Origin of the sequence: Pseudonocardia kunmingensis (genome assembly GCF_006716445.1) — a bacterium.
In the GTDB taxonomy this organism is placed as follows: domain Bacteria; phylum Actinomycetota; class Actinomycetes; order Mycobacteriales; family Pseudonocardiaceae; genus Pseudonocardia; species Pseudonocardia kunmingensis.
Window position 1 is genome coordinate 2260431 of the sequence record NZ_VFPA01000001.1, and the last position, 22472, is coordinate 2282902.

Annotated in this window: 33 protein-coding genes; 4 read left to right on the top strand and 29 right to left on the bottom strand. The window is 70.6% G+C overall.

From position 1 onward, the window contains the following. Positions 1 to 82: 82 nt before the first annotated feature. From rplQ to infA, 7 genes are all read right to left on the bottom strand, one after another. Positions 83 to 919, bottom strand: a complete 837-nt coding sequence (rplQ, locus tag FB558_RS45670; RefSeq protein ID WP_142051147.1) for a 50S ribosomal protein L17 — start codon at positions 917 to 919, stop codon at positions 83 to 85. Positions 920 to 921: 2 nt separating this feature from the next. Next, entirely contained in the window at positions 922 to 1965 is a 1044-nt protein-coding gene (locus FB558_RS10755; RefSeq protein WP_142051151.1) for a DNA-directed RNA polymerase subunit alpha, read from the bottom strand. An 86-nt stretch (positions 1966 to 2051) separates the two neighbouring features. After that, a complete protein-coding gene (gene rpsD, locus FB558_RS10760; protein WP_142051153.1) occupies positions 2052 to 2657 on the bottom strand; it encodes a 30S ribosomal protein S4 in 606 nt (201 codons plus the stop codon). A 20-nt stretch (positions 2658 to 2677) separates the two neighbouring features. After that, positions 2678 to 3085, bottom strand: a complete 408-nt coding sequence (gene rpsK, locus FB558_RS10765) for a 30S ribosomal protein S11 (RefSeq protein ID WP_142051157.1) — start codon at positions 3083 to 3085, stop codon at positions 2678 to 2680. Beyond that, positions 3085 to 3465, bottom strand: a complete 381-nt coding sequence (rpsM, locus tag FB558_RS10770) for a 30S ribosomal protein S13 (RefSeq protein WP_142051160.1) — start codon at positions 3463 to 3465, stop codon at positions 3085 to 3087. Before rpsM ends, rpsK begins: the two co-directional genes overlap by 1 nt. 152 nt (positions 3466 to 3617) lie before the next feature. After that, on the bottom strand, positions 3618 to 3731 hold the full coding sequence (gene rpmJ / locus FB558_RS10775; protein ID WP_010148647.1) for a 50S ribosomal protein L36: 114 nt from the start codon (positions 3729 to 3731) through the stop codon (positions 3618 to 3620). Between the two features lie 28 nt (positions 3732 to 3759). Next, positions 3760 to 3981 carry a translation initiation factor IF-1 gene (infA, locus tag FB558_RS10780; RefSeq protein WP_028929190.1) on the bottom strand — a complete coding sequence of 74 codons (222 nt, stop codon included), beginning with the start codon at positions 3979 to 3981 and terminating at the stop codon, positions 3760 to 3762. Positions 3982 to 4330: 349 nt separating this feature from the next. On the opposite strand from infA, the gene FB558_RS10785 reads away from it, so the two are divergent. Together FB558_RS10785 and FB558_RS10790 are read left to right on the top strand one after the other, a co-directional pair. Next, positions 4331 to 5050 carry a tetratricopeptide repeat protein gene (locus FB558_RS10785; RefSeq protein ID WP_211366283.1) on the top strand — a complete coding sequence of 240 codons (720 nt, stop codon included), beginning with the start codon at positions 4331 to 4333 and terminating at the stop codon, positions 5048 to 5050. Positions 5051 to 5131: 81 nt separating this feature from the next. After that, the gene (locus FB558_RS10790) at positions 5132 to 6433 is read left to right on the top strand and encodes an MFS transporter (protein ID WP_142051166.1); all 1302 of its coding nucleotides are present in this window, start codon (positions 5132 to 5134) and stop codon (positions 6431 to 6433) included. A 95-nt stretch (positions 6434 to 6528) separates the two neighbouring features. Here FB558_RS10790 and FB558_RS10795 read toward each other — a convergent pair whose 3' ends face one another. The 3 genes from FB558_RS10795 to FB558_RS10805 are packed head-to-tail and all read right to left on the bottom strand — an operon-like array spanning position 6529 to position 8830. Then, complete coding sequence (locus FB558_RS10795; RefSeq protein ID WP_142051169.1) at positions 6529 to 6816, bottom strand: hypothetical protein; 288 nt, start codon at positions 6814 to 6816, stop codon at positions 6529 to 6531. After that, positions 6813 to 7352: an RNA polymerase sigma factor gene (locus FB558_RS10800; protein ID WP_142051172.1), complete on the bottom strand. Its 540-nt coding sequence runs from the start codon at positions 7350 to 7352 to the stop codon at positions 6813 to 6815. The genes FB558_RS10795 and FB558_RS10800 overlap by 4 nt, the downstream gene beginning before the upstream one ends. After that, complete coding sequence (locus tag FB558_RS10805) at positions 7349 to 8830, bottom strand: sodium:solute symporter family protein (protein WP_142051175.1); 1482 nt, start codon at positions 8828 to 8830, stop codon at positions 7349 to 7351. Before FB558_RS10805 ends, FB558_RS10800 begins: the two co-directional genes overlap by 4 nt. A 207-nt stretch (positions 8831 to 9037) precedes the next feature. On the opposite strand from FB558_RS10805, the gene FB558_RS10810 reads away from it, so the two are divergent. Continuing rightward, the gene (locus FB558_RS10810) at positions 9038 to 11188 is read left to right on the top strand and encodes a carbon starvation CstA family protein (RefSeq protein WP_211366286.1); all 2151 of its coding nucleotides are present in this window, start codon (positions 9038 to 9040) and stop codon (positions 11186 to 11188) included. Next, entirely contained in the window at positions 11185 to 11376 is a 192-nt protein-coding gene (locus tag FB558_RS10815; protein WP_142051181.1) for a YbdD/YjiX family protein, read from the top strand. Before FB558_RS10810 ends, FB558_RS10815 begins: the two co-directional genes overlap by 4 nt. A 91-nt stretch (positions 11377 to 11467) precedes the next feature. Here FB558_RS10815 and FB558_RS10820 read toward each other — a convergent pair whose 3' ends face one another. The 19 genes from FB558_RS10820 to rplP all read right to left on the bottom strand — a co-directional run bounded on the left by FB558_RS10820 (position 11468) and on the right by rplP (position 22470). Beyond that, positions 11468 to 12850 (bottom strand): NAD(P)(+) transhydrogenase (Re/Si-specific) subunit beta, encoded by a 1383-nt coding sequence (locus FB558_RS10820; protein ID WP_142051184.1) that lies wholly within the window; start codon positions 12848 to 12850, stop codon positions 11468 to 11470. After that, on the bottom strand, positions 12850 to 13185 hold the full coding sequence (locus tag FB558_RS10825; RefSeq protein ID WP_142051187.1) for an NAD(P) transhydrogenase subunit alpha part 2: 336 nt from the start codon (positions 13183 to 13185) through the stop codon (positions 12850 to 12852). The genes FB558_RS10820 and FB558_RS10825 overlap by 1 nt, the downstream gene beginning before the upstream one ends. Further along, positions 13185 to 14249: an NAD(P) transhydrogenase subunit alpha gene (locus tag FB558_RS10830; RefSeq protein ID WP_342787298.1), complete on the bottom strand. Its 1065-nt coding sequence runs from the start codon at positions 14247 to 14249 to the stop codon at positions 13185 to 13187. The genes FB558_RS10825 and FB558_RS10830 overlap by 1 nt, the downstream gene beginning before the upstream one ends. A 156-nt stretch (positions 14250 to 14405) precedes the next feature. Further along, positions 14406 to 15230 (bottom strand): type I methionyl aminopeptidase, encoded by an 825-nt coding sequence (map, locus tag FB558_RS10835; RefSeq protein ID WP_142051194.1) that lies wholly within the window; start codon positions 15228 to 15230, stop codon positions 14406 to 14408. Then, on the bottom strand, positions 15227 to 15781 hold the full coding sequence (locus FB558_RS10840) for an adenylate kinase (protein WP_142051197.1): 555 nt from the start codon (positions 15779 to 15781) through the stop codon (positions 15227 to 15229). Before FB558_RS10840 ends, map begins: the two co-directional genes overlap by 4 nt. A 63-nt stretch (positions 15782 to 15844) precedes the next feature. Continuing rightward, the gene (gene secY, locus FB558_RS10845) at positions 15845 to 17152 is read right to left on the bottom strand and encodes a preprotein translocase subunit SecY (protein ID WP_142051201.1); all 1308 of its coding nucleotides are present in this window, start codon (positions 17150 to 17152) and stop codon (positions 15845 to 15847) included. Positions 17153 to 17343: 191 nt separating this feature from the next. Beyond that, positions 17344 to 17790 (bottom strand): 50S ribosomal protein L15, encoded by a 447-nt coding sequence (gene rplO, locus FB558_RS10850; RefSeq protein ID WP_142051204.1) that lies wholly within the window; start codon positions 17788 to 17790, stop codon positions 17344 to 17346. Continuing rightward, positions 17790 to 17975, bottom strand: a complete 186-nt coding sequence (rpmD, locus tag FB558_RS10855) for a 50S ribosomal protein L30 (RefSeq protein ID WP_142053991.1) — start codon at positions 17973 to 17975, stop codon at positions 17790 to 17792. The genes rplO and rpmD overlap by 1 nt, the downstream gene beginning before the upstream one ends. After that, positions 17975 to 18607: a 30S ribosomal protein S5 gene (gene rpsE, locus FB558_RS10860; protein WP_094926712.1), complete on the bottom strand. Its 633-nt coding sequence runs from the start codon at positions 18605 to 18607 to the stop codon at positions 17975 to 17977. Before rpsE ends, rpmD begins: the two co-directional genes overlap by 1 nt. A 28-nt stretch (positions 18608 to 18635) precedes the next feature. Then, entirely contained in the window at positions 18636 to 19040 is a 405-nt protein-coding gene (rplR, locus tag FB558_RS10865; protein ID WP_142051207.1) for a 50S ribosomal protein L18, read from the bottom strand. Between the two features lie 2 nt (positions 19041 to 19042). Further along, positions 19043 to 19582 (bottom strand): 50S ribosomal protein L6, encoded by a 540-nt coding sequence (gene rplF / locus FB558_RS10870; protein WP_142051210.1) that lies wholly within the window; start codon positions 19580 to 19582, stop codon positions 19043 to 19045. A gap of 13 nt (positions 19583 to 19595) precedes the next feature. Then, a complete protein-coding gene (gene rpsH / locus FB558_RS10875; RefSeq protein ID WP_142051213.1) occupies positions 19596 to 19994 on the bottom strand; it encodes a 30S ribosomal protein S8 in 399 nt (132 codons plus the stop codon). Positions 19995 to 20060: 66 nt separating this feature from the next. After that, positions 20061 to 20246: a type Z 30S ribosomal protein S14 gene (locus FB558_RS10880; RefSeq protein ID WP_142051216.1), complete on the bottom strand. Its 186-nt coding sequence runs from the start codon at positions 20244 to 20246 to the stop codon at positions 20061 to 20063. A gap of 53 nt (positions 20247 to 20299) precedes the next feature. Next, positions 20300 to 20863, bottom strand: a complete 564-nt coding sequence (gene rplE, locus FB558_RS10885; protein ID WP_142051218.1) for a 50S ribosomal protein L5 — start codon at positions 20861 to 20863, stop codon at positions 20300 to 20302. 1 nt (position 20864) lies between these two features. Beyond that, positions 20865 to 21179 (bottom strand): 50S ribosomal protein L24, encoded by a 315-nt coding sequence (rplX, locus tag FB558_RS10890; protein WP_142051221.1) that lies wholly within the window; start codon positions 21177 to 21179, stop codon positions 20865 to 20867. 1 nt (position 21180) lies between these two features. Then, positions 21181 to 21549: a 50S ribosomal protein L14 gene (rplN, locus tag FB558_RS10895; RefSeq protein ID WP_094926698.1), complete on the bottom strand. Its 369-nt coding sequence runs from the start codon at positions 21547 to 21549 to the stop codon at positions 21181 to 21183. Then, on the bottom strand, positions 21546 to 21815 hold the full coding sequence (gene rpsQ / locus FB558_RS10900; protein ID WP_142051224.1) for a 30S ribosomal protein S17: 270 nt from the start codon (positions 21813 to 21815) through the stop codon (positions 21546 to 21548). The genes rplN and rpsQ overlap by 4 nt, the downstream gene beginning before the upstream one ends. Beyond that, the gene (gene rpmC / locus FB558_RS10905; RefSeq protein WP_142051227.1) at positions 21812 to 22051 is read right to left on the bottom strand and encodes a 50S ribosomal protein L29; all 240 of its coding nucleotides are present in this window, start codon (positions 22049 to 22051) and stop codon (positions 21812 to 21814) included. The genes rpsQ and rpmC overlap by 4 nt, the downstream gene beginning before the upstream one ends. Further along, complete coding sequence (rplP, locus tag FB558_RS10910; RefSeq protein WP_142051230.1) at positions 22051 to 22470, bottom strand: 50S ribosomal protein L16; 420 nt, start codon at positions 22468 to 22470, stop codon at positions 22051 to 22053. The genes rpmC and rplP overlap by 1 nt, the downstream gene beginning before the upstream one ends. Positions 22471 to 22472 lie beyond the last annotated feature (2 nt).

The following is a 22472-nucleotide window of genomic DNA, read 5'->3' on the forward strand; positions in this document are numbered from 1 at the left end:
AACCGCGCGGCCGGTTCCCGAACGCCGCCGAGCCCGCCGTCCGGGTGGACGGCGGGCTCGGCGGGGTGGTGCGTACCGGCGATCAGGACTCCTCGGAGGAGGCGTCCTCACGCTGGGAGGCGGGCAGCTGGAACCCGGCGGCCTCGGCGGCCTCCGGGGTGGCGAACCAGACCTCGGCCACGGTGCGGTCGTAGTGCGACGACCCGGGCACGTGGTACAGCTTCGAATCCTCGTTGCCCTTGACCGGGAAGCCCTCCGGGGCCTCGGCCGGGTCGTCCAGCGGGGCGTGGCTGCCCTCGCCGTACGGCGCGCCCTCGGTGGAGGAGCTCTCCTCGGCGACCTCGGTGGCCGCACCCGAGGCCTGCTCGGCCGACTCGGCGGCGTCGAGCGCCTTCTCCTCGGTGGCACTGCCGGACTCGGCCGCGACCGCGGCGTCCAGCGCCTTGTCCGAGGCCTCGTCGGCGGCGTCGGCCGCCTCCGCAGCCGCCTGCGCGGCCGGCTCGGACTTGGCCTGCTGCGACGCGGCCACCCGGCGGGCCCGGTCGGCCTCGTCGGTGACGGTCTTCTGCGCGACCAGCTCGATCACCGCCATGGGGGCGTTGTCGCCCTTGCGCGGCAGCGTCTTGGTGATCCGCGTGTAGCCACCGTTGCGGTCGGAGAAGAACGGGCCGATCTCCTCGACGAGCCGGTGCACGACCGACTTGTCGCGGATGACCTTCATGATCTCCCGGCGGTTGTGCAGGTCGCCCCGCTTCGCCTTGGTGATCAGCCGCTCGGCGTACGGCCGCAGCCGGCGCGCCTTCGCCTCGGTGGTGGTGATCCGACCGTGCTCGAAGAGCGCCGTGGCCAGGTTGGCCAGGATCAGCCGCTGGTGCGCGGGCGACCCGCCGAGGCGGGGGCCCTTGGTGGGCTGAGGCATGGCTACAGCTGCTCCGTTTCTGCGTAGTCCTGGCCGTCGTCCCCGAAGGTCTCGGGGTCGAACCCTTCGGAGCCGTACTCGGCGGCCGCGGCCGACGGGTCGAATCCGGGCGGGCTGTCCTTCAGCGCCAGACCGAGGCCGACGAGCTTCATCTTGACCTCGTCGATCGACTTGGCGCCGAAGTTGCGGATGTCGAGCAGGTCGGCCTCGCTGCGGCCCACCAGCTCACCCACGGTGTGGATGCCCTCGCGCTTGAGGCAGTTGTAGGAGCGGACGGTCAGGTCCAGCTCCTCGATCGGCATCGCGAAGGCCGCGATGGTGTCGGCCTCCTGCGGCGACGGGCCGATCTCGATGCCCTCGGCGTCGACGTTGAGCTCGCGGGCGAGCCCGAACAGCTCCACCAGGGTCTTGCCGGCCGAGGCCAGCGCGTCCCGCGGGGTGATCGAGGGCTTCGTCTCGACGTCGAGCACCAGCTTGTCGAAGTCGGTGCGCTGCTCGACACGCGTGGCCTCGACCTTGTAGGTCACCTTCAGCACCGGCGAGTAGATCGAGTCGACCGGGATGCGGCCGATCTCGGCGCCGGTGGCCTTGTTCTGCATGGCCGGCACGTAGCCGCGGCCCCGCTCGACGACGAGCTCCACCTCGAGGCGGCCCTTGTCGTTCAGGGTGGCGATGTGCAGGTCCGGGTTGTGCACGGTGACACCGGCCGGCGGCACGATGTCGCCCGCGGTGACCGGGCCGGGGCCCTGCTTGCGCAGGTACATGGTCACCGGCTCGTCCTCCTCGGAGCTGACGACCAGCTCCTTGAGGTTGAGGATGATGTCGGTGACGTCCTCCTTGACGCCCGGCACGGTGGTGAACTCGTGCAGCACGCCGTCGATGCGGATGCTGGTGACGGCCGCGCCGGGGATGGAGGAGAGCAGGGTGCGCCGGAGCGAGTTGCCCAGCGTGTAACCGAATCCCGGCTCCAGTGGCTCGATGACGAACCTGGAGCGGGTGTCGACGACCGATTCCTCGGCCAGGGTGGGGCGCTGAGAGATCAGCACAGGGGTGTCTCCTTAGGGTGCCGCGGCAACCACTATTTGATGCCGCAGTGAGCCCCCCGCCCCACTGCAGGGCGGGGGGACGAGCACTACTTGGAGTAGAGCTCGACGATCAGCTGCTCGGTGACCTGGGTGTCGATCTGCGCACGCTCGGGCAGCTGGTGAACCAGGATGCGCAGGTTCGAGGGCACGACCTGCAGCCACGCCGGAACCGGCCGGTCGCCCTGGAGCTCCTTGGCGATGACGAACGGGTCCGTGTTCACCGACTTCGGCTTGATGTCGATGACGTCGTACTGCGACACCCGGTAGCTGGGGATGTCGACCTTCTTGCCGTTGACGAGGAAGTGGCCGTGGTTGACCAGCTGCCGCGCCATCCGCCGGGTGCGGGCCAGCCCGGCCCGGTACACGACGTTGTCCAGGCGGGACTCGAGGATCTGCAGCAGGTTGTCACCGGTCTTGCCGGGACGGCGGTTCGCCTCTTCGAAGTAGCGGCGGAACTGCTTCTCCAGCACGCCGTAGGCGTACTTGGCCTTCTGCTTCTCCTGCGACTGCAGGAGGAACTCGGTCTCCTTGATCCGGATCCGGCCGTGCTGGCCGGGCGGGTAGGGACGGCGCTCGAACGCCTGGTCGCCGCCGACGAGGTCGACCTTCAGCCGGCGGGACTTGCGGGTCATGGGGCCGGTGTAACGAGCCATGTCTTGTTACTCCCTCTCCCCTAGACCCGGCGCCGCTTGGGCGGACGGCAGCCGTTGTGCGGCTGCGGGGTGACGTCGGAGATCGTGCCGACCTCGAGACCGGCGGCCTGCAGCGAACGGATCGCGGTCTCCCGGCCGGAGCCGGGGCCCTTCACGAACACGTCGACCTTCTTCATGCCGTGCTCGGCGGCCTTGCGGGCGCAGTTCTCGGCGGCCATCTGCGCGGCGAACGGCGTGGACTTGCGCGAGCCCTTGAAACCGACGTGGCCCGCGGAGGCCCACGCGATCACGGCACCGGTCGGGTCGGTGATCGACACGATCGTGTTGTTGAAGGTGCTCTTGATGTGCGCGTGACCGTGCGCGACGTTCTTCTTCTCCTTGCGGCGGACCTTCTTGGGTCCGGCCGCCTGGCGGGGACGACCCGGCATTACTTCTTACCTGCCTTCTTCTTGCCTGCGACCGTCTTCTTCGGTCCCTTGCGGCCGCGGGCGTTGGTCTTGGTGCGCTGGCCGCGCACCGGCAGGCCCCGGCGGTGCCGGATCCCCTGGTAGCAGCCGATCTCGATCTTCCGGCGGATGTCGGCCTGTACCTCGCGGCGCAGGTCGCCCTCGACGCGGAGGTTCGACTCGATGTACTCGCGGAGTGCAGCGAGGTCCTCGTCGCTCAGGTCCTTCGACCGCAGGTCGCGGTCGATCCCGGTGGCGGCGAGGATCTCGAGGGAACGGGTGCGTCCGATCCCGTAGATGTAGGTCAGCGCGACCTCCATCCGCTTGTCGCGGGGGAGGTCGACGCCAGAGAGTCGTGCCATTCGGCGGTTCTCCTGTCGTGGTGTCGCCAGGTCTGCCCAGCGCCCGTCCCGGTTGACTCACTGCCGGGCCCCGGCCTGGTTCCGGGGGTGGTTGCGCCCGTGTGGCGCGGTAGGTGCGCTGGGTTCCTCTTGTATCCGCGAGGTGCGGGTGATCAGCCCTGGCGCTGCTTGTGGCGCAGGTTCTCGCAGATCACCATGACCCGCCCGTGACGGCGGATCACCTTGCACTTGTCGCAGATCTTCTTGACGCTCGGCTGGACCTTCACGTCCGTCGCTCTCTCGTTGGTGGTTCAGTCACTTGTAGCGGTAGACGATGCGGCCGCGGGTCAGGTCGTACGGCGACAGCTCGACCACGACCCGGTCCTCGGGGAGGATCCGGATGTAGTGCTGGCGCATCTTGCCGCTGATGTGTGCGAGGACCCGGTGTCCGTTCTCCAGCTCCACGCGGAACATCGCGTTCGGCAGGGGCTCGACGACCCGGCCCTCGACCTCGATCGCCCCGTCCTTCTTGGCCATGTCCTCCGCGTTCCGTGACAGGTAGCCGTACTGTCGGGTGGCAGTACTCTTGTTCCGTGCGCAGGCACGTCGTTGCTCCGGGACCGTGAGCTACGGGAGGCACGACGGAACCGGCGCAAGCAGACGCGCCGAAACACCAGTGTACGACCGCGGCGTGGCGGCCCGCAGCTGGGCCCCTCCCCGAAGCGGTGAGTACGCTCACCCGCCGTCGCGCACCCCGCCGGCGCTGGGCGGCGGTCCAGACCTTGCACCGCCGTCGCCAGCGTGATCCGCTCGCGCGCGGGGGAGGTGGACGAAGCCGATGTGGACGCGCCGACGCCGGGGGAACGGGCGGTCACGCCGCTCCCGGGTGGCCGTGGAGGAGCTCGCGGCGCAGCACGCGGCGGGCGTGCGCCTCTGGCACGAGGGCCGGGCGGCGGACGCGGCCGCCGCGTTCACCGAGGCGTTCGAGGGCTGCCGGGCCCGGCTGGGCCGCGACGACCCCGCCACGCTCGCCGCCGCCGGGAACCTCGCCGCCGCGCGGTTCGCCTCGGGGGACTGGCAGGAGGGCATCGACCTGCTCGGAGCGAGCGTCGCGACCCGCACCAGGGTGTTCGGGCACACCGACCCGCGCACCCTCACCGCCGTCGACGCGCTCGCCACGGCCTACCGGCTCGTCGGCCGGATCGACGAGGGGCTCGCGCTCGCCGAGCGGGTCGCGGAGGAGCGTGAGCGCCTGCTCGGGCCCGTCCACCTGGAGACGCTCACCTCGCAGCTGGGTGCCGCGCTCGCGCGCGCGGCGTTCGGCGACGTCGAGGCGGCCATCGCGGTGCTGGAGCGGGCGCTGGCCGGCGCGGAGCCGTTCCACGGGTCCCGGCACGCGCACGTGATCGCGTTGCGCTCGAACCTCGCGCGTTGCTACGCCCTGCTCGGCCGCTCCGGCGACGCCCTCGTGGCGTTCGACCGGGCCGCCGCCGACGCCACCGCGGTGCTGGGCAGGCGGCACCCGGACACGGTGGCGCTGTTCGACGACATGGCCCACGCCCACCAGCCGAGCTGGTTCTTCTCGATCGGCCGCTTCGGCCGCTGAATTACGCCGCCCTTGTCGGTCCCCGGCGCTACCGTCGCCCTTGACCTGCACCCCGGTTCACGTAGTTGCGTGGGAAGTGTGATGAACGCCCAGCCCGGTACCCGCCGTCTCCCCCGGCCGATCCGCCCGTTCCGCCACCGCGAGTACCGCCTGCTCGTCGTCTCGATGGCGGCCTCGCTGTTCGCCAGCGGGTTGTGGCTCGTCGCGCTCGTCTACCAGGTCATCGCCCTCGGCGGCGGCCCCGCGCAGCTGTCGGTGGTGGCCACCGCGTCGGCGGTCGGCCTGCTGGTCAGCGTGCTCGTGGGTGGAGTGGCCGCCGACCGGCTCCCCAAGCGGGCCGTCCTGCTCGGCGTGGAGGTGGTCCGCGTCGTCTCGGCCACCGCCGCGGGGGCGCTCGCCGTCACCGGCGCGCTGCAGCTGTGGCAGCTGGCCGTCATCGCCTTCGTGCTGGGCGCCGCCGAGGCGTTCTTCTTCCCGGCCTACTCGGCGATCCTGCCCACGCTCCTGCCCTCCGACGAGCTGCTCGCGGCCAACGGCGTCGAGGGCACGCTGCGGCCGATCGCGCAGCAGGCGCTCGGCCCGGCGCTGGCCGGCGTCGTGGTGGGCGCGTTCGCCCCCGGCATCGCGCTGCTGCTGGCGGCCGGCATCTACGCGCTCGCCGCGGCCACGCTGCTGGTGATGCGCAGCGTCGCGGTCGTCCCGGCGGCCGATGCCACCTCGGTGCTCGCCGACCTCGCCGAGGGCTTCCGCTACCTGTTCCGCACCGGCTGGCTGTTCGCCTCGCTGGCGTTCGCCACCCTCTACGTGCTCGTGCTGATCGGCCCGATCGAGGTGCTGCTGCCGTTCGCCGTGCGCGAGCAGACCGGTGGCGGCGCGAGCAGCTTCGCGCTCGTGCTGGGCACGTTCGGGGTGGGCGGCGCCCTCGGCTCGCTCGTCGTCTCGTCGTGGCGGCTGCCACGGCGCTACCTCACCGCGATGCTCCTGCTCTGGGGTGCGGGTGCCGCACCGATGGCGCTGATCGGGCTCACCACGCAGCTCTGGGTCATGGCGGCCGCCTCGTTCGTCGTCGGCTTCACCGGCTCCGCGGCGATGGTCATCTGGGGCACGCTCCTGCAGCGCCGGGTGCCCCCGCACCTGCTCGGCCGCGTCTCCAGCCTGGACTTCTTCGTCTCGCTCGCCCTGATGCCCGTCTCGATGGCCGTGGCAGGCCCCGTCGGGGAGTGGCTGGGGGTGCCGATGACCTTCGTGCTGGCCGGCCTGGTGCCGGTGTTCCTCGCCGTCGCGGCGATCGTCGGCTGGCGGCTGCCGGCCGACGAGATCGCGCACCCGCTCGACGTCACGCCCGAGGACGACGCGCCGCAGGCGCCGCTCCCGGCCGTGTGACCGGCGCGGGGATTCGCATGACGAACGGCACTTTCGTCGGCTAGGAACCGACGAGGGTGCCGTTCGTCAGGGTGGGAGCTTGCCGCGATCCGCCGTCAGGGCTGCCCGATGCGGTCCACCGACCCGGGCTCCACCGGCTGGTACCCGGGGTCGGAGAAGATCACGTGGGTGTTGGGGTCCGCCTGGCTGAGCGCCCACAGCCCCACGGCGTCGGCGGCGGCGAACACGAGCGCCGCGAGGATGGCGAGGACGAGCCGCCTGCGCCGCTCGCGCCGGCGCCACCCCGCGCTCGCCCTGCGGTAGGCGGCGGGGTCGGCGCGGACGCCGGTGGCCAGGGCGTCGAAGGCCTCGCGCAGCCGGTCGTCGGTGTTCGGAGTGTTCATCGGCGTTCCTCGAGCGTGCGCGACAGCGCTGCCATCCCCCGTGACACGTGCACCTTCACCGATCCCGCCGAGATGCCCATCGCGTCGGCGATCTCACTTTCCCGCAGGTCGAGCCAGAATCGGAGCACCAGCGCCTCCCGCTGCCGGGCCGGCAACGCGCTCACCGCGTCCACCAGCGCCTTCTGGTCATCACGCAGTACCGCCCGCTCCTCGCCCGAGGCCACGTGCGCGGGCACCTCGTCGGTGCGGGCGGCGTGCTTGCGCACCACCTGCAGGTGGCGGATGCGCATCCGCGTCAGGTTCACCACCACCGAGCGCAGGTAGGCCGCCGCGGCCTCGGGGCTGCGCAACCGTCGCCACCGGCGGTAGAGCTGGTAGAACGCCTCGGCCACCACGTCCTCGGCGTCGTCGGCGCCCAGGAGGACCGCCAGGCGCACCAGCGACAGGTGGTGCGCCTCGAAGAGCACCGCGACGGCCTGCTCCCGGTCGAGCCCGCGCAGGTCGACCGGAACGCGGACGGCCGTGTCCTCCGTCATCCCGGCACCCCGGTCCGTGCCGCCCCGCCGCGGGCGAACCCCGGCGTGAGTGCCGCGGCCACCGCCAGGTTCACCGCGAGCGCGACGACGGCGACGTAGAGCAGCACCGGCCCCACCGCGACCACCGAGGTGTAGCCGCCCGCCACCGCGAGGACCGTGCCGGTGACCATGCCCGCCGCCCAGCCCGCGAGCAGCGCCGAACGGTGCCACCAGGTGCTGAACAGCCCGAGCGCGACGGCGGGGAAGGTCTGCAGGATCCAGATCCCGCCGAGCAGCTGCAGGTTGATCGCGTCCTGCTCGCGCAGCCCGAACACGAACGCGAGCGCCGCGACCTTCGCCAGCAACGACACCCAGCGCGCCACCCGCACCTCGTGCTTCGGGGTGGCGTCCGGGTGGAAGAACTCCACGTAGACGTTGCGGGTGAACAGCGCGGCGACCGCGACCGACATCACCGCGGCCGGCACCAGCGCGCCCACCGCCAGCGCCCCGAACACCGCGCCGCTGGCCAGCTCGGGCAGCAGGTCCCGGATCAGCAGCGGCACGGCGACCTCGGCGTTGCCCAGCGGCGCGGCGACGCCCGCGGCCAGCGCTGCGATCCCGAGCAGCCCGAACAGGCCGAGCACGAACGTCCAGGCGGGCATGGCCACCGCGCTGCGGCGCAGCGTGCCCGGCCCGGCGGCGGCGAACGCGGCGGTGAGCACGTGCGGATACATCGGCAGGGCGAGCGCGGAACCCAGCGCCAGCGTGGCGAACGCCGGGTGCAGCGCCGGATCGAGCAGCAGGCCACCTCCCGCGCCCAGCTCGCGCTCGGCGCCGTCGAACACCGCCGCGAACCCGCCGAGGCGCCCGATCGCCACACCCACCACGCCGAACGCGGCCCCGAACACCAGCACGCCCTTGACGATCGAGATCACCGCGGGGGCCCGCAGACCGCTGCGGAACGTCGCCCCGGCGAGCACCGCGAACACGGCCGTCAGGGCGAGGTCCCCGGCCGGGCCCTGCGGGTAGAGCCCGCCCGCGTCGAGGACGGCGCGCACACCGAGCAGCTGCAGGGCGATGTAGGGCATCGTCGCGAGCACGCCGGTGAGCGCGACGACGAGCATCAGCGCGGGCGAGTCGTACCGCGCCCGGACCCAGTCGGCCACCGTCACCGCTCCGGTGCTCCGCGCCGCCGCCCACAGCCGGGGCAGCAGCACGAACAGCACCGGGCAGAGGACCACCGTGTACGCGAGCGGGAAGAAGCCCAGGGCGCCGGTGCCGTAGGCCAGGCCGGGCACCGCGGCGAACGTGTACGCGGTGAAGATCGAACCGCCGAGCAGGAACCACGTGACCCCGGTGCCGAACCCGCGGTCGGCCAGCGCCCATCCCGCGAGGTGGGGCAGCACGTCGCGGCGGTGGAACCAGCGCGCGGCGAACGCCAGCACCGACGTCCCGCCGAGCACGGCGATGAACGCGGAGGTGGCCAGCGGCTCGTCCATGGCCCCCACACCTCATCAGGCCGATCCCGGCGTGTCCATGCCTCGCGCCCGCGGACCGCCCGTGCCGAACCGGTGACCCCGCCGTGTCAACCGTCGGCGGGGGGTCGGCAACCAATGCTTCGTAGTCGCGGCGAAGGCGCCGCGGAGGGCGCGAGGAGAGCTGATGCTGGAAAGACTGGAACGGGTCTGCAGGCCGGGGGGCGTGGCATGACGCTCAGCGAGGCACGGTCGCGGGTGAACCCGCGCTCGGTGCTGATCTGGACGGCGGTCTCGGTCGTCAGCGCCGTGGCCTGGGGTGTCCTGGCCGTCGCCCGTGGCGAGAACGTGTCGGCGATCTGGCTGGTGGCGGCCGCGCTCGGGTCCTACGCGATCGCCTACCGCTTCTACGCGCGGTTCATCGTCAAGAAGGTGCTGCGCGCCGACGACAGCCGGGCGACCCCGGCCGAGCGCCTGGACAACGGCACCGACTTCCAGCCCATGGACCGGCGCGTGCTGTTCGGCCACCACTTCGCCGCGATCGCCGGCGCGGGCCCGCTGGTCGGGCCGGTGCTGGCGGCGCAGATGGGTTACCTGCCCGGCACGATCTGGATCATCGTCGGCGTCATCTTCGCCGGCGCCGTGCAGGACATGGTCACGCTGTTCTTCTCGATGCGCCGCAACGGGCGCAGCCTCGGCCAGATGGCGCGCGACGAGATCGGCGTGGTCGGCGGCGTCGCGGCGCTGGTGGCCGTGTTCGCGATCATGATCATCCTGCTCGCGGTGCTCGCGCTCGTGGTCGTCAACGCGCTCGCGCACTCGCCGTGGGGCACGTTCTCCATCGCGATGACCATCCCGATCGCCCTGTTCATGGGCTTCTACCTGCGCTCGATCCGGCCCGGCCGGGTCGTCGAGACGAGCGTCATCGGGGTGGCGCTGCTCCTGCTCGCGATCGTCGCGGGCGGCTGGGTGCAGAACTCGAGCTGGGCCGAGGCGTTCACCCTCGAGCCCACGACGCTGGTGATCTGCCTGATCGTCTACGGCTTCGCGGCGTCGGTGCTGCCGGTGTGGATGCTGCTCGCCCCGCGCGACTACCTCTCCACGTTCATGAAGATCGGCACGATCGGGCTGCTCGCGCTCGGCGTCGTGATCACGGCCCCGGTCATGAACACCGCGGCGTTCACCGAGTTCGCGTTCACCGGCGCGGGCCCGGTGTTCGCGGGCTCGCTGTTCCCGTTCGTGTTCATCACGATCGCCTGCGGTGCGCTCTCCGGCTTCCACGCGCTGGTGGCCTCCGGCACGACGCCGAAGCTGATCCAGAAGGAGTCGCAGGTCCGGCTCATCGGCTACGGCGCGATGCTCATGGAGTCCTTCGTCGCGGTCATGGCGCTGATCGCCGCGTGCATCCTCGACCCCGGCCTCTACTTCGCGATGAACGCCCCCGCCGGCGTGCTCGGCACCACCGTGGAGTCGGCTTCCGAGGCCGTGAACAACCTCGGCTTCACGATCACACCCGAGGCCCTCGCCGGAGCGGCGGCCGCGGTGCAGGAGAGCACGCTCGTGGCGCGGACCGGTGGCGCGCCCACGCTCGCCGTCGGGATGTCGGAGATCTTCTCCGGTGTCTTCGGCGGGGACGCGATGAAGGCGTTCTGGTACCACTTCGCGATCATGTTCGAGGCGCTGTTCATCCTCACCACGGTGGACGCGGGCACCCGCGTCGGGCGCTACATGCTGCAGGACACCCTCGGCAACGTCTACAAGCCGTTCTCCGACGTCAACTGGAAGCCGGGGCTGTGGCTCACCAGCGCCGTCGTCGTCGGCGCGTGGGGGTACTTCCTCTACGTCGGCGTGACCGACCCGCTCGGCGGGATCAACCAGCTCTTCCCGCTGTTCGGCATCGCGAACCAGCTGCTCGCGGCCATCGCGCTCACCGTGTGCACCACCATCCTGATCAAGACGGGACGCGCGAAGTACGCGTGGGTGACGCTGGTCCCGCTCGCCTGGGACGCCGCCGTGACCCTCGTCGCGAGCTGGCAGAAGGTGTTCTCGCCCGACCCGAAGCTCGGCTTCTTCGCCCAGCGGGAACGCTACGCGGAGGCGCTGGCCCGGGGAGAGGTGCTCGCCCCGGCCAAGGACATCGGCGACATGCAGGCCGTGGTCGTGAACTCGACCGTGGACGGCGTGCTGTCCATCCTGTTCGCCGTCCTGATCATCATCGTGATCGCGAACGCGATGCTGGTCTGGTACCGGGCGCTGACCTCGTCCGAGCCGCTGCCGAGCACCGAGGCGCCCGCGGAACCGTCGCGGATCGTGGCGCCCGCGGGGCTCATCGCCACGGCGGAGGAGAAGCGGGCGCTGGCGTCGGCGGGCGAGCGGTCATGAGCACGCTCGTCCGCGCCTGGCGCGGTGTGCACTGGTACCTGCGCGAGCTCACCGGGGAGACGCAGTACGACCGCTACCTGGAACGGCACGCCCGGGAGCACCCGGAGGCACCGCCGCTCTCCCGCAAGGAGTTCGAACGCCGCAGGATCGCGGCAGCAGATGCAAAACCGGGCAGCCGCTGCTGCTGACCGGCGCCCCCTCCGCACCTTGGAGCCATACTGCTGTCCCAGGTCCCGAAAAACAGCAGTACGGCTCCAAGGTGCGGTCTCTCTCGGGGGCTTACAGGGCCTTCAGCTCTTCCGTCACCTCGCTCACGCTCTTCTTCGCGTCGCCGAAGAGCATCGAGGTGTTCTCCGCGTAGAACAGCGGGTTGTCGATGCCGGCGAAGCCGCTGCTCATCGATCGCTTGAGCACGATGACGCTGCGGCTCTCGTCGACGTTGAGGATCGGCATCCCGTGGATCGGCGAGCTCGGGTCGGTGCGGGCCGCCGGGTTGGTGACGTCGTTCGCGCCGATCACCAGGGTGACGTCGGTGCGGGAGAACTCGCCGTTGATGTCGTCCATCTCCTTGAGCGCGTCGTAGGAGACGTCGGCCTCGGCCAGCAGCACGTTCATGTGCCCGGGCATCCGGCCGGCCACCGGGTGGATGGCGTACTTGACCTCCACGCCCTTGGACTCGAGCAGCTTCGCCATGTCCTTGACGGCGTGCTGCGCCTGCGCCACCGCCATCCCGTAGCCGGGCACGACGATCACCTGCGACGCGTACGCCATCTGGATCGCCGCGTCCGCAGCGGACGTCGACTTGACGGTGCGCTCGACGCCGTCGTCCGCGCCGGGCAGGGTGGCGGTGCCGCCGAACCCGCCGGCCACGATCGCCGGGATCGACCGGTTCATCGCCTTCGCCATCAGGTTCGTGAGGATCGAGCCGGACGCGCCGACGATCATGCCGGCGACGATCATCGCGGTGTTGTCCAGCGCGAGGCCCGCCGCCGCGGCCGAGAGGCCGGTGAGGGCGTTGAGCAGGGAGATCACGACCGGCATGTCGGCACCACCGATCGGCAGCACCACCAGCACGCCGAGCACCGCGGCCAGCACGAGGAGGCCGATGATCCAGATCTCCGGCGCCCCGCGCAGCCCGGCCACCACGGCGCAGGCGACCGCACCGAGCAGCAGCAGCCCGTTGACCGGCTGCTGCGCCTTCCCGAGCCCGATCGGCCTGCCGGGCAGGATCTCCTGCAGCTTGCCGAAGGCGATCAACGATCCCCAGAACGAGATCGAGCCGATGATCGCGGCGAACAGCGACGCCACGATGACGTAGCCCGGCTCCGTGGAGAACCCCTCGGTGGTCCGGAACTCCGACCACGCGATCAGCGCGACCGCTCCACCGCCGACGCCGTTGAACAGCGCCACCATCTGCGGCATCGCGGTCATCTTCACCTGCCGTGCCGACGGCACACCCAGGGCCGTGCCGATCACGAGCCCGACGACGATCAGCAGCCAGTTGTGCTCGACCTGCAGCAGGGTGGCCACCACCGCGAGCGCCATACCGGCCGCGGCGATCCAGTTGCCGCGCACCGCGGTCTTCGGGCCGGTCAGCCCCATCAGGCCGTAGATGAACAGCGCGAACGCGATGATGTAGAGGATCGGGACCAGGACGTCCATCACGTGCCCTTCCCGTTCGACGCGATCTTCTCCGCCGGCGGCGACGGGGACTTGGTCTTGAACATGGCCAGCATGCGGTCGGTGACGAGGAAGCCACCGATCACGTTGATCGCCCCGAACGCGATGGCGACGACGAGGATGATCGCGTCGACCACCGACGGGTTCTCCAGGTGTCCGAGCACGATCAGCCCGCCGAGCAGCACGATGCCGTGGATGGCGTTGGTGCCCGACATCAGCGGGGTGTGCAGGGTGTTCGGCACCTTCGAGATCACGGCGAAGCCGACGAACCCGGCCAGCACCAGGATCGCGAGGTTCGCCAGCAGCCCGGTCTCCATCACTTCTCCCCTCGGGTGACGCAGGACTTCGCGAGCACCTCGTCGTCCCAGTCCGGGGCGAGCGCACCCGACTCGTCGAGCATCAGCTCCAGCAGCGCCGACACGTTCCGCGCGTACAGCTCCGACGCGTGCTCCGGCATCGTGGCCGGCAGGTTCAGCGGCGCCGCGATCGTCACGTCGTGCTTGACGACCACCTCGCCCGGCTCGGTGAGCTCGCAGTTGCCGCCGCTCTCCCCCGCCATGTCGACGACCACGCTGCCGGCGCGCATGCCCTCCACCGCCGCCGCCGTGACCAGCGTCGGCGCGGTGCGACCCGGCACGTTCGCGGTGGTGATGACGACGTCGAAGCCGGTGATCGCGTCCTCGAGGCGCTTCTGCTGCTCGGCGCGCTCGTCGGCCGTCAGCTCGCGCGCGTAGCCGCCCTCGCCGACGGCCTCGATGCCGAGGTCGAGCCACTGCGCACCGAGCGACCGCACCTGGTCGGCCACCTCGGGACGCACGTCGTAGCCGGTGGTGCGGGCACCGAGCCGCTTCGCCGTGGCGAGCGCCTGCAGCCCGGCCACCCCGACGCCCAGCACGAGGGCGGTGGCCGGCTTCACGGTGCCGGCCGCCGTGGTGAGCATGGGGAAGAAGCGGGTGGACCGCTCCGCGGCCAGCAGCACCGCCTTGTACCCGGCGACGTTGGCCTGCGAGGACAGCGCGTCCATCGACTGCGCGCGGGAGATCCGCGGCACGGCCTCCATCGCGAAGCCCTGCACGCCCGCCTCCCGCAGCGCCGCGACCGTCTCGGGGGACGTGAGCGGGGCGAGGAAGCCGATCACGGTGGCGCCGGGGCGCAACCGGCCGATCTGCTCACGGGTGGGGGGCGTCACCGTCACGACCACGTCGCAGGCCCACGGGTCCCCGACCGTGGCTCCCGCCTTCGTGAACAGCTCGTCCGGGATCAGGGCGCCGAGCCCGGCCCCGGCCTCGACCACGACCTCCACACCCCGCGACCGGAGCTTCTCGACGACCTTCGGCACCAGGGCGACACGGCGCTCCCCGGCGGCAGACTCGCGCGGCACCCCGACGGCCGTTCGCCGCGGTACTGTGGATTCTGTATTCACAAGACCGGACTCTAGCCCAGCAAGCGCCCATCGAGGCGACGAGTGTGACACGGGCCGGGATCGGGACCGATCCAGGACACCCGCCGAACGCGCAGGTCGGCGGGCGGAGGCGGGTCAGAGCGGGAGCGTCAGGACCCGCGGGCCGTCGTCGGTGATCGCGACGCTGTGCTCCCAGTGCACCGCGCGGCTGCCGTCGGCCGTCACCACGGTCCAGCCGTCCTCGAGCTCGCGGGTCTCCGGGTCGCCCGCGGTGAGCATCGGCTCCACCGCCAGCGCCATCCCCGGGACCAGCCGCGGCCCCTGGCCCGGCTCGCCGAAGTTGGGCAGGAACGGGTCCATGTGCATCGAGGTGCCGATGCCGTGCCCGCCGTACTCGGCCACGATCCCGTACTGCACACCGTCCTGCTCGCCGGCCGCCTCCGCGGCCCGCTGCACGGCGTGGGAGATGTCGGAGAGCCGTCCCCCGGGCTGCACCGCGGCGATCCCGGCGTGCAGCGCTGCCTCGCACGCCGCCGACAGCGCGAGGTCCGCGGCCCGGACGGAACCGACCGGGATGGTGACCGCGGCGTCACCGTGCCATCCCTCGAGGATCGCGCCGCAGTCCACCGAGATCAGGTCACCGTCGGCGAGGACGCGGGCCGGGTTCGGGATCCCGTGCACGATCTGCTCGTTCACCGAGGCGCAGATCGACGCCGGGTAGCCGTGGTAGCCGAGGAACGAGGGCACCGCCCCGGCCTCCCGGATCGTCTGCTCGGCCACCGCGTCCAGGTCGGCGGTGCTGACACCCGGCCGGGTCTCCTTGACGACGGCCGCAAGCGTGCGGGCGACCAGCCCGCCCGCGGCGCGCATCGCCTCGAGCTCACCGGGCGTCTTCAGCTCGATGTCCCGCCCGCGCCACCGGGCGATGAGCCCCCGGACGCCCCCGCGCCCGCCGGTCATCGCGATCGCAGCGCGTCGGCCACGCGGTCGGTGATCTGCTCGACGGACCCGACGGCGTCGATGGTGATCAACCGGTCGCTGTAGTGCGCGAGCAGCGGGGCGGTCTCGTCGCGGTAGACCTGCTGACGGCGCCGGATGACGTCCTCGGTGTCGTCGGTGCGGCCGCGGCCGAGCAGCCGCTGCACGAGCTCCTCCTCCGGGACCTGGAACTCGACGACCGCGTCGACGTCCTCGCCGCGCTCGGTGAGCAGCTGCTCGAGGGACGAGGCCTGGCTCAGGTTGCGCGGGAAGCCGTCGAGGATGAAGCCCTTGCCGGCGTCGTCCTCGGCGAGGCGCTCGCGCACCATGGCGACCGTGACCTCGTCGGGAACGAGGTCGCCGGCGTCCATGTACCGCTTCGCCTCGAGCCCGAGCGGGGTCTCCGCTCCCGGCTGGAGGTTGGCGCGGAACAGGTCACCCGTGGAGATGTGGGGAATGCCCAGACGCTCCGCGAGACGCACCGCCTGGGTGCCCTTGCCCGCGCCTGGTGGACCGACCAGAACGAGACGCACGCGACACCGACCTCCTGAAACTCGACACCCGAACCGACACGACCGACGGACAGACCCAGAACGCTAACGCAGGAAACCGTCGTACTTGCGCTGCATGAGCTGGCTCTCGATCTGTTTGACGGTGTCGAGGCCCACTCCGACCATGATCAGCACGGCCGTGCCGCCGAAGGGGAAGTTCTGGTTCTGCCCGGAGCCGGTGATGCCGAGGAAGAAGTTCGGCAGCACCGCGACGATGCCGAGGTACAGCGACCCGGGGAGCGTGATGCGCGAGAGGACGAACTGCAGGTACTCGGCGGTGGGCCGCCCCGGCCGGATGCCCGGGATGAAGCCCCCGAACTTCTTCATCTCGTCGGCGCGTTCCTCGGGGTTGAACGTGATGCCGACGTAGAAGTAGGTGAAGAAGATGATCAGCGCGATGTACAGGAGGATGTGGACCCAGCTCGACTGGTCGACCAGGTAGGTCTGGACGAACTGCTGGAAGCCGCCACCGGTGGTCCCGGCCAACCGCGATACGAGGTCCGGGAGGTACAGCAGCGACGAACCGAAGATCACCGGGATGACGCCGGCCTGGTTGACCTTCAACGGCAGGTACGTGGAGGTGCCGCCGTACATCCGGCGCCCGACCATCCGCTTGGCGTACTGCACGGGGATGCGGCGCTGCCCCTGTTCCACGAACACGACGCTCGCGATGATGGCCAGGCCGAAGAAGCAGACACCGGTGAAGACGAGCCCACCCTGCTGGAGGATGTTGGCGCCCTCGGCGGGGATCCGCGCCGCGATCGACGCGAAGATCAGCAGCGACATGCCGTTGCCGATGCCCCGCTCGGTGACCTGCTCGCCCAACCACATGATGACCGCGGTGCCGGCCGTCATCACGATCACGATGACCGACAGCTGCCAGATCGTGGAGTCGGGGATGATGGGCAGGGCGCAGTTGGCGAACAGCTGGCCGCGGTCGGCCAGCGCCACGATGCCTGTGGCCTGCAGGATGGCGAGCGCGATGGTGAGGTACCGGGTGTACTGGGTCAGCTTGTTCTGACCCGACTGCCCTTCCTTCTTCAGCTGCTCGAAACGCGGGATGACGACGGTGAGCAGCTGGATGATGATGCTCGCCGTGATGTAGGGCATGATGCCCAATGCGAAGATCGAGAGCTGCAGGAGCGCGCCACCCGAGAACAGGTTGATCAGCGAGTAGACGCTCGAGTTGTCGCTCTGCTCGACCTGGTCCAGGCACTGCTGGATGTTCGGGTAGGAAACACCGGGCGACGGGATCATCGCCCCGAGCCGGTAGACCGCCACGATGCCGAGCGTGAAGAGGATCTTCTTCCGCAGGTCCGGCGTGGTCAGTGCCGATCGCAAAGCGCTGAGCACTCGGTGATCCTCCTGTACTGGTGGCCCGCTCCACTCCGGGACCCGTTCGTCGCGAGCGGATGCGACGCCCGCCGGGCGGCCGCCTGACGGCGACGGGCCCGGGCGGAACCGACTCTAACAGCGGCCCTTCGACCCGCACGGCACGGACCGGCGTGGATGCACGCCGGTCCGCACCGAACGGACGGGGCCGACTAGAGCTCCGTGACCGTGCCGCCGGCCGCCGTGATCTTGTCACGGGCGCTGCCGGAGAACGCGTGCGCGCTGACGGTCAACGTGACGCCGTCCAGGTCGCCCGTGCCGAGCACCTTGACGAGCTGGTTGCGCCGGACCGCGCCGGCCGCGACGAGCTCGTCCGGGCCCACGGTGCCGCCCTGCGGGAACAGCTGGGCGAGGTCGCCCACGTTCACCACCTGGTACTCGACGCGGAACCGGTTCTTGAAGCCCTTGAGCTTCGGCAGCCGCATGTGCAGCGGCATCTGGCCACCCTCGAAGGCGGGCGAGACCGTCTTGCGGGCCTTGGTGCCCTTGGTGCCGCGACCGGCGGTCTTGCCCTTGCTGCCCTCGCCGCGCCCGACCCGGGTCTTCTCGGTCTTCGATCCCGGGGCGGGGCGAAGGTGGTGGATCTTGATGGTGCTCATCAGGAACCGACCTCCTCGACCGTCACGAGATGCCGGACGGTCTTGATCATCCCGCGGATCTGCGGGTTGTCGTCCCGCTCGACCTGCTGGCGGATCTTGCGCAGCCCGAGCGAGAGCAGGGTGGCGCGCTGGTTCTGCTTGCACCCGATGGTGCTGCGGACCTGCGTGATCACGAGCTTGGCCATCACGACCTCGCACCCTGCGCCGCGGCCGCACGGGCACGCAGCATGTGGGCCGGAGCGACGTCCTCGAGCGGCAGGCCGCGACGGGCCGCCACCTCCTCGGGGCGCTGGATCTGCTTCAGCGCGTCCACCGTGGCGTGCACGATGTTGATCGCGTTGTCGCTGCCCAGCGACTTCGAGAGGATGTCGTGGATGCCGGCGCACTCCAGCACGGCGCGCACCGGGCCACCGGCGATGACACCGGTACCGGGGCTCGCCGGGCGCAGCAGCACGACGCCGGCAGCGGCCTCGCCCTGCACGCGGTGCACGATCGTGCCGCCGATGCGGGGGATGCGGAAGAAGTTCTTCTTCGCCTCCTCCACGCCCTTGGCGATCGCGGCCGGCACCTCCTTGGCCTTGCCGTAGCCGACACCGACCATGCCGTCGCCGTCGCCGACGATCATCAGCGCGGTGAAGCTGAAGCGCCGGCCGCCCTTGACGACCTTGGCCACGCGGTTGATCGTGACCAGGCGCTCGATGTACGGGGTCTTGTCCTGGGCCGCCCCGCCACGGCCTCCGTCCCGGCGGTCCCGGCGGTCGCGGTTGTCGCCGCTGCCCCCGGGGCCTCCGCCGTCACGCCGTGCGCGTCCCGGCATCAGACGTTCCCTTCCATCTCGATAACCATCAGAACTCCAGACCACCCTCGCGGGCGGCGTCGGCCAGCGCGGCGACGCGACCGTGGTAGTCGTACCCGCCCCGGTCGAAGACCACGGCGGTGACGCCGGCCTCGCGACCGCGGGCGGCCACGAGCTCGCCGACCTTGGCCGCGCGGGCCTTCTTGTCGCCGTCCACGGCGCGGACGTCGGCCTCGAGCGACGAGGCAGCGGCCAGCGTGCGACCCGTGACGTCGTCGACCAGCTGCACCACGATGTTGCGGGCGCTGCGGTGGACCGCGAGGCGCGGCCGCTCGGCACTGCCGATGACCTTCTTGCGCAGGCGGGTGTGCCGACGGGAGCGTGCGGCACGGCGCTTGGCCGACACCTGGGAAGCAGTGCGCTTCCGGGCGTTGGCGGAAATCGTCTCGGCCATGGTCACTTACCCGTCTTTCCGACCTTGCGACGGACGTTCTCGCCCGCGTACCGCACGCCCTTGCCCTTGTACGGCTCCGGCTTGCGGATCTTGCTGATGTTGGCCGCGGTCTCGCCGACCAGCTGCTTGTCGATGCCGCTCACCGAGAACCGGGTGGGCGACTCGACCGCGAAGGTGATGCCCTCCGGCGGCTCGACGACGACGGGGTGGCTGAACCCCAGCGCGAACTCGAGGTTCGAGCCCTTCAGCGCGACGCGGTAGCCGACGCCGTGGATCTCCAGCCGCTTCTCGTAGCCGGAGGTCACACCGACGACCAGGTTGTTGACGAGCGTGCGCGACAGGCCGTGGTAGGCCTTGCTCTTGCGCTCGTCGTCCGGACGGTTCACGACGATGCTGCCGTCGTCCCCGCGCTCCACCGTGATCGGCTCGATCACGGTGTGCGACAGGGTGCCCTTCGGACCCTTGACGGTCACCGTGCGACCGTCGATGGCAACGTCCACCCCGGACGGCACGGTGACGGGAAGCTTCCCGATACGGGACATGTCTCCTACCCCCTCACCAGACGTAGGCGAGGACTTCCCCGCCCACGCCGTTCTTCTTGGCCTGCTGGTCGGTCTGCAGACCGCTCGACGTCGAGATGATCGCGACGCCGAGGCCTCCGAGGACCCGGGGCAGGTTGGTGTGCTTCGCGTAGACCCGCAGCCCGGGCTTCGACACGCGCCGCAGACCGGCGATGCTGCGCTCCCGGTTGCGCCCGTACTTCAGCTCGACGACCAGGGACTGGCCGACCGCAGCGTCCTCGACGTGGTGCGCGGCGATGTAGCCCTCCTTCTGGAGGATCTCCGCGATCGCCACCTTGAGCTTGGAATGCGGCATGACCACCCGGTCGTGGTAGGCCGAGTTGGCATTGCGCAGACGCGTGAGCATGTCTGCGATCGGATCGGTCATCGTCATGTGACGTCACTGCTTTCCCACCGTGGTTCCCCTCGCAGGGCCTGCGGTGATCTTCAGGGGGTGGGTTTACCAGCTGCTCTTGCTGACGCCGGGCAGCTGGCCCGCGTGCGCCATTTCGCGCACGCAGACCCGGCAGAGGCCGAACTTGCGCAGGACGGCACGAGGCCGGCCGCACTTCTGGCAGCGGGTGTAGCCCCGGACCTTGAACTTCGGCTTGCGCTCGGCCTTGATGATGAGAGCCTTCTTGGCCATCTCACGCCTCCCAGACAGGCAGTAGGGGAAGCCGAGCTAGCGTCTGGGCCATCTCACGCCTCCTTGAAAGGGAAGCCGAGCTTGCGCAGGAGCGCCCGGCCTTCCTCGTCGGTCGTGGCCGTGGTGACGACCGTGATGTCCATGCCGCGCGGACGGTCGATCGTGTCCGGGTCGATCTCGTGGAACATCGACTGCTCGGTCAGGCCGAACGTGTAGTTGCCCCGGCCGTCGAACTGCGTGGCCGAGAGCCCGCGGAAGTCGCGGATGCGGGGCAGCGCGATCGTCAGCAGACGGTCGAGGAACTCCCACATCCGGTCGCCGCGCAGGGTGACCTTGGCGCCGATCGGCATGCCCTCACGCAGCTTGAACTGCGCGATGGACTTGGTGGCCCGGCGGACCTGCGGCTTCTGGCCGGTGATGGTGGCCAGGTCGCGCACCGCGCCGTCGATCAGCTTGCCGTCGCGGGCGGCGTCACCGACACCCATGTTGACGACGACCTTCACGACGCCGGGGATCTGCATGACGTTGGCGTAGGAGAACTGCTCGCGCAGCTCGCCCGCGATCTCGTCGCGGTAGCGCTGCTTGAGGCGCGGCGCGACCCGCTCTGCGGTGGTCATCTCAGATCTCCTTCCCGGAACGCCGGGAGATCCGGACGCGCTTGCCCTCGTCCGTGACCTTCTTGCCGACGCGCGTGGGCTTGCCGTCGCCGTCGACCAGCATCACGTTCGAGACGTGGATGGCGGCCTCGGTGGTGACGATCCCGCCGGACTGCGCGCCGCGCTGGTTCTGGGTGATCCGGGTGTGCTTCTTGATCCGGTTCACGCCCTCGACCAGGACGCGGTCCTTGTCCGGGTAGGCCTGGATGACCTTGCCCTTGGCGCCCTTGTCCTTGCCGGCGATCACCTGGACGGTGTCGCCCTTCTTGATCTTCATGTCAGAGCACCTCCGGGGCGAGGGAGATGATCCGCATGAACCGCTTGTCACGCAGCTCGCGCCCGACCGGGCCGAAGATGCGGGTCCCTCGCGGCTCGTTGTTGTCCCGGATCAGCACAGCCGCGTTCTCGTCGAAGCGGATGTAGCTGCCGTCCGGGCGACGCCGCTCCTTGACGGTGCGCACGATGACGGCCTTGACCACGTCACCGCGCTTCACCCCGGCAGCCGGGATGGCGTCCTTCACGGTGGCGACGATGATGTCGCCGATGCCTGCGTACCGGCGCCCCGAGCCGCCCAGCACCCGGATGCACAGGATCTCCTTGGCACCGGTGTTGTCGGCGACCCGCAGTCGCGACTCCTGCTGGATCACTTCGCCTTCTCCAGGATCTCCACCAGCCGCCACCTCTTGGTGGCCGACAGCGGGCGGGTCTCCATCAGCCGGACGCGGTCGCCGACGCCGGCCGTGTTGGCCTCGTCGTGCGCCTTGACCTTGCTCGTCCGGCGGATGACCTTGCCGTACAGCGGGTGCTTCACGCGGTCCTCGAGCGTGACCACGATCGTCTTGTCCATCTTGTCGGACACGACGAGGCCCTCGCGGACCTTCCGCTCCCCGCGCGTGCTCTGCGTCTCGCTCATGCCGCGCCCTCGTCCTCGGTCGGGGCGGCCGAGAGGCCCAGCTCGCGCTCACGCATGATCGTGTAGATCCGCGCGATGTCGTGCCGGACGGTACGCAGCCGCCGGTTGTTGTCCAGCTGCCCGGTGGCCATCTGGAAGCGGAGGTTGAACAGCTCCTCCTTGGCCTCCCGCACGCGCAGCACCAGCTCCTCGTCGCTGAGCTCGCGCAGCTCCGCAGCGGTGGTCGTCGCGGCCATCAGATGTCACCACCCTCACGGGTCACGATCCGGCACTTCATGGGCAGCTTGTGGATCGCGCGACGCAGGGCCTCGCGAGCCGTCTGCTCGTTCGGGTAGCTCATCTCGAACAGCACCCGGCCGGGCTTGACGTTGGCCACCCACTTCTCGGGCGAGCCCTTGCCGGAACCCATGCGGGTCTCGGCCGGCTTCTTCGTCAGCGGGCGGTCCGGGAACACGTTGATCCAGACCTTGCCGCCACGGCGGATGTGCCGGTTGATGGCGATACGAGCGGACTCGATCTGCCGGTTGGTGACGTAGGCCGGCTCCATGGCCTGGATCCCGAAGTCACCGAACGACACGCGGGTACCGCCGGTGGCCATACCGGTGCGGTGCGGGCGGTGCTGCTTGCGGTGCTTGACCTTGCGGGGGATCAGCATGG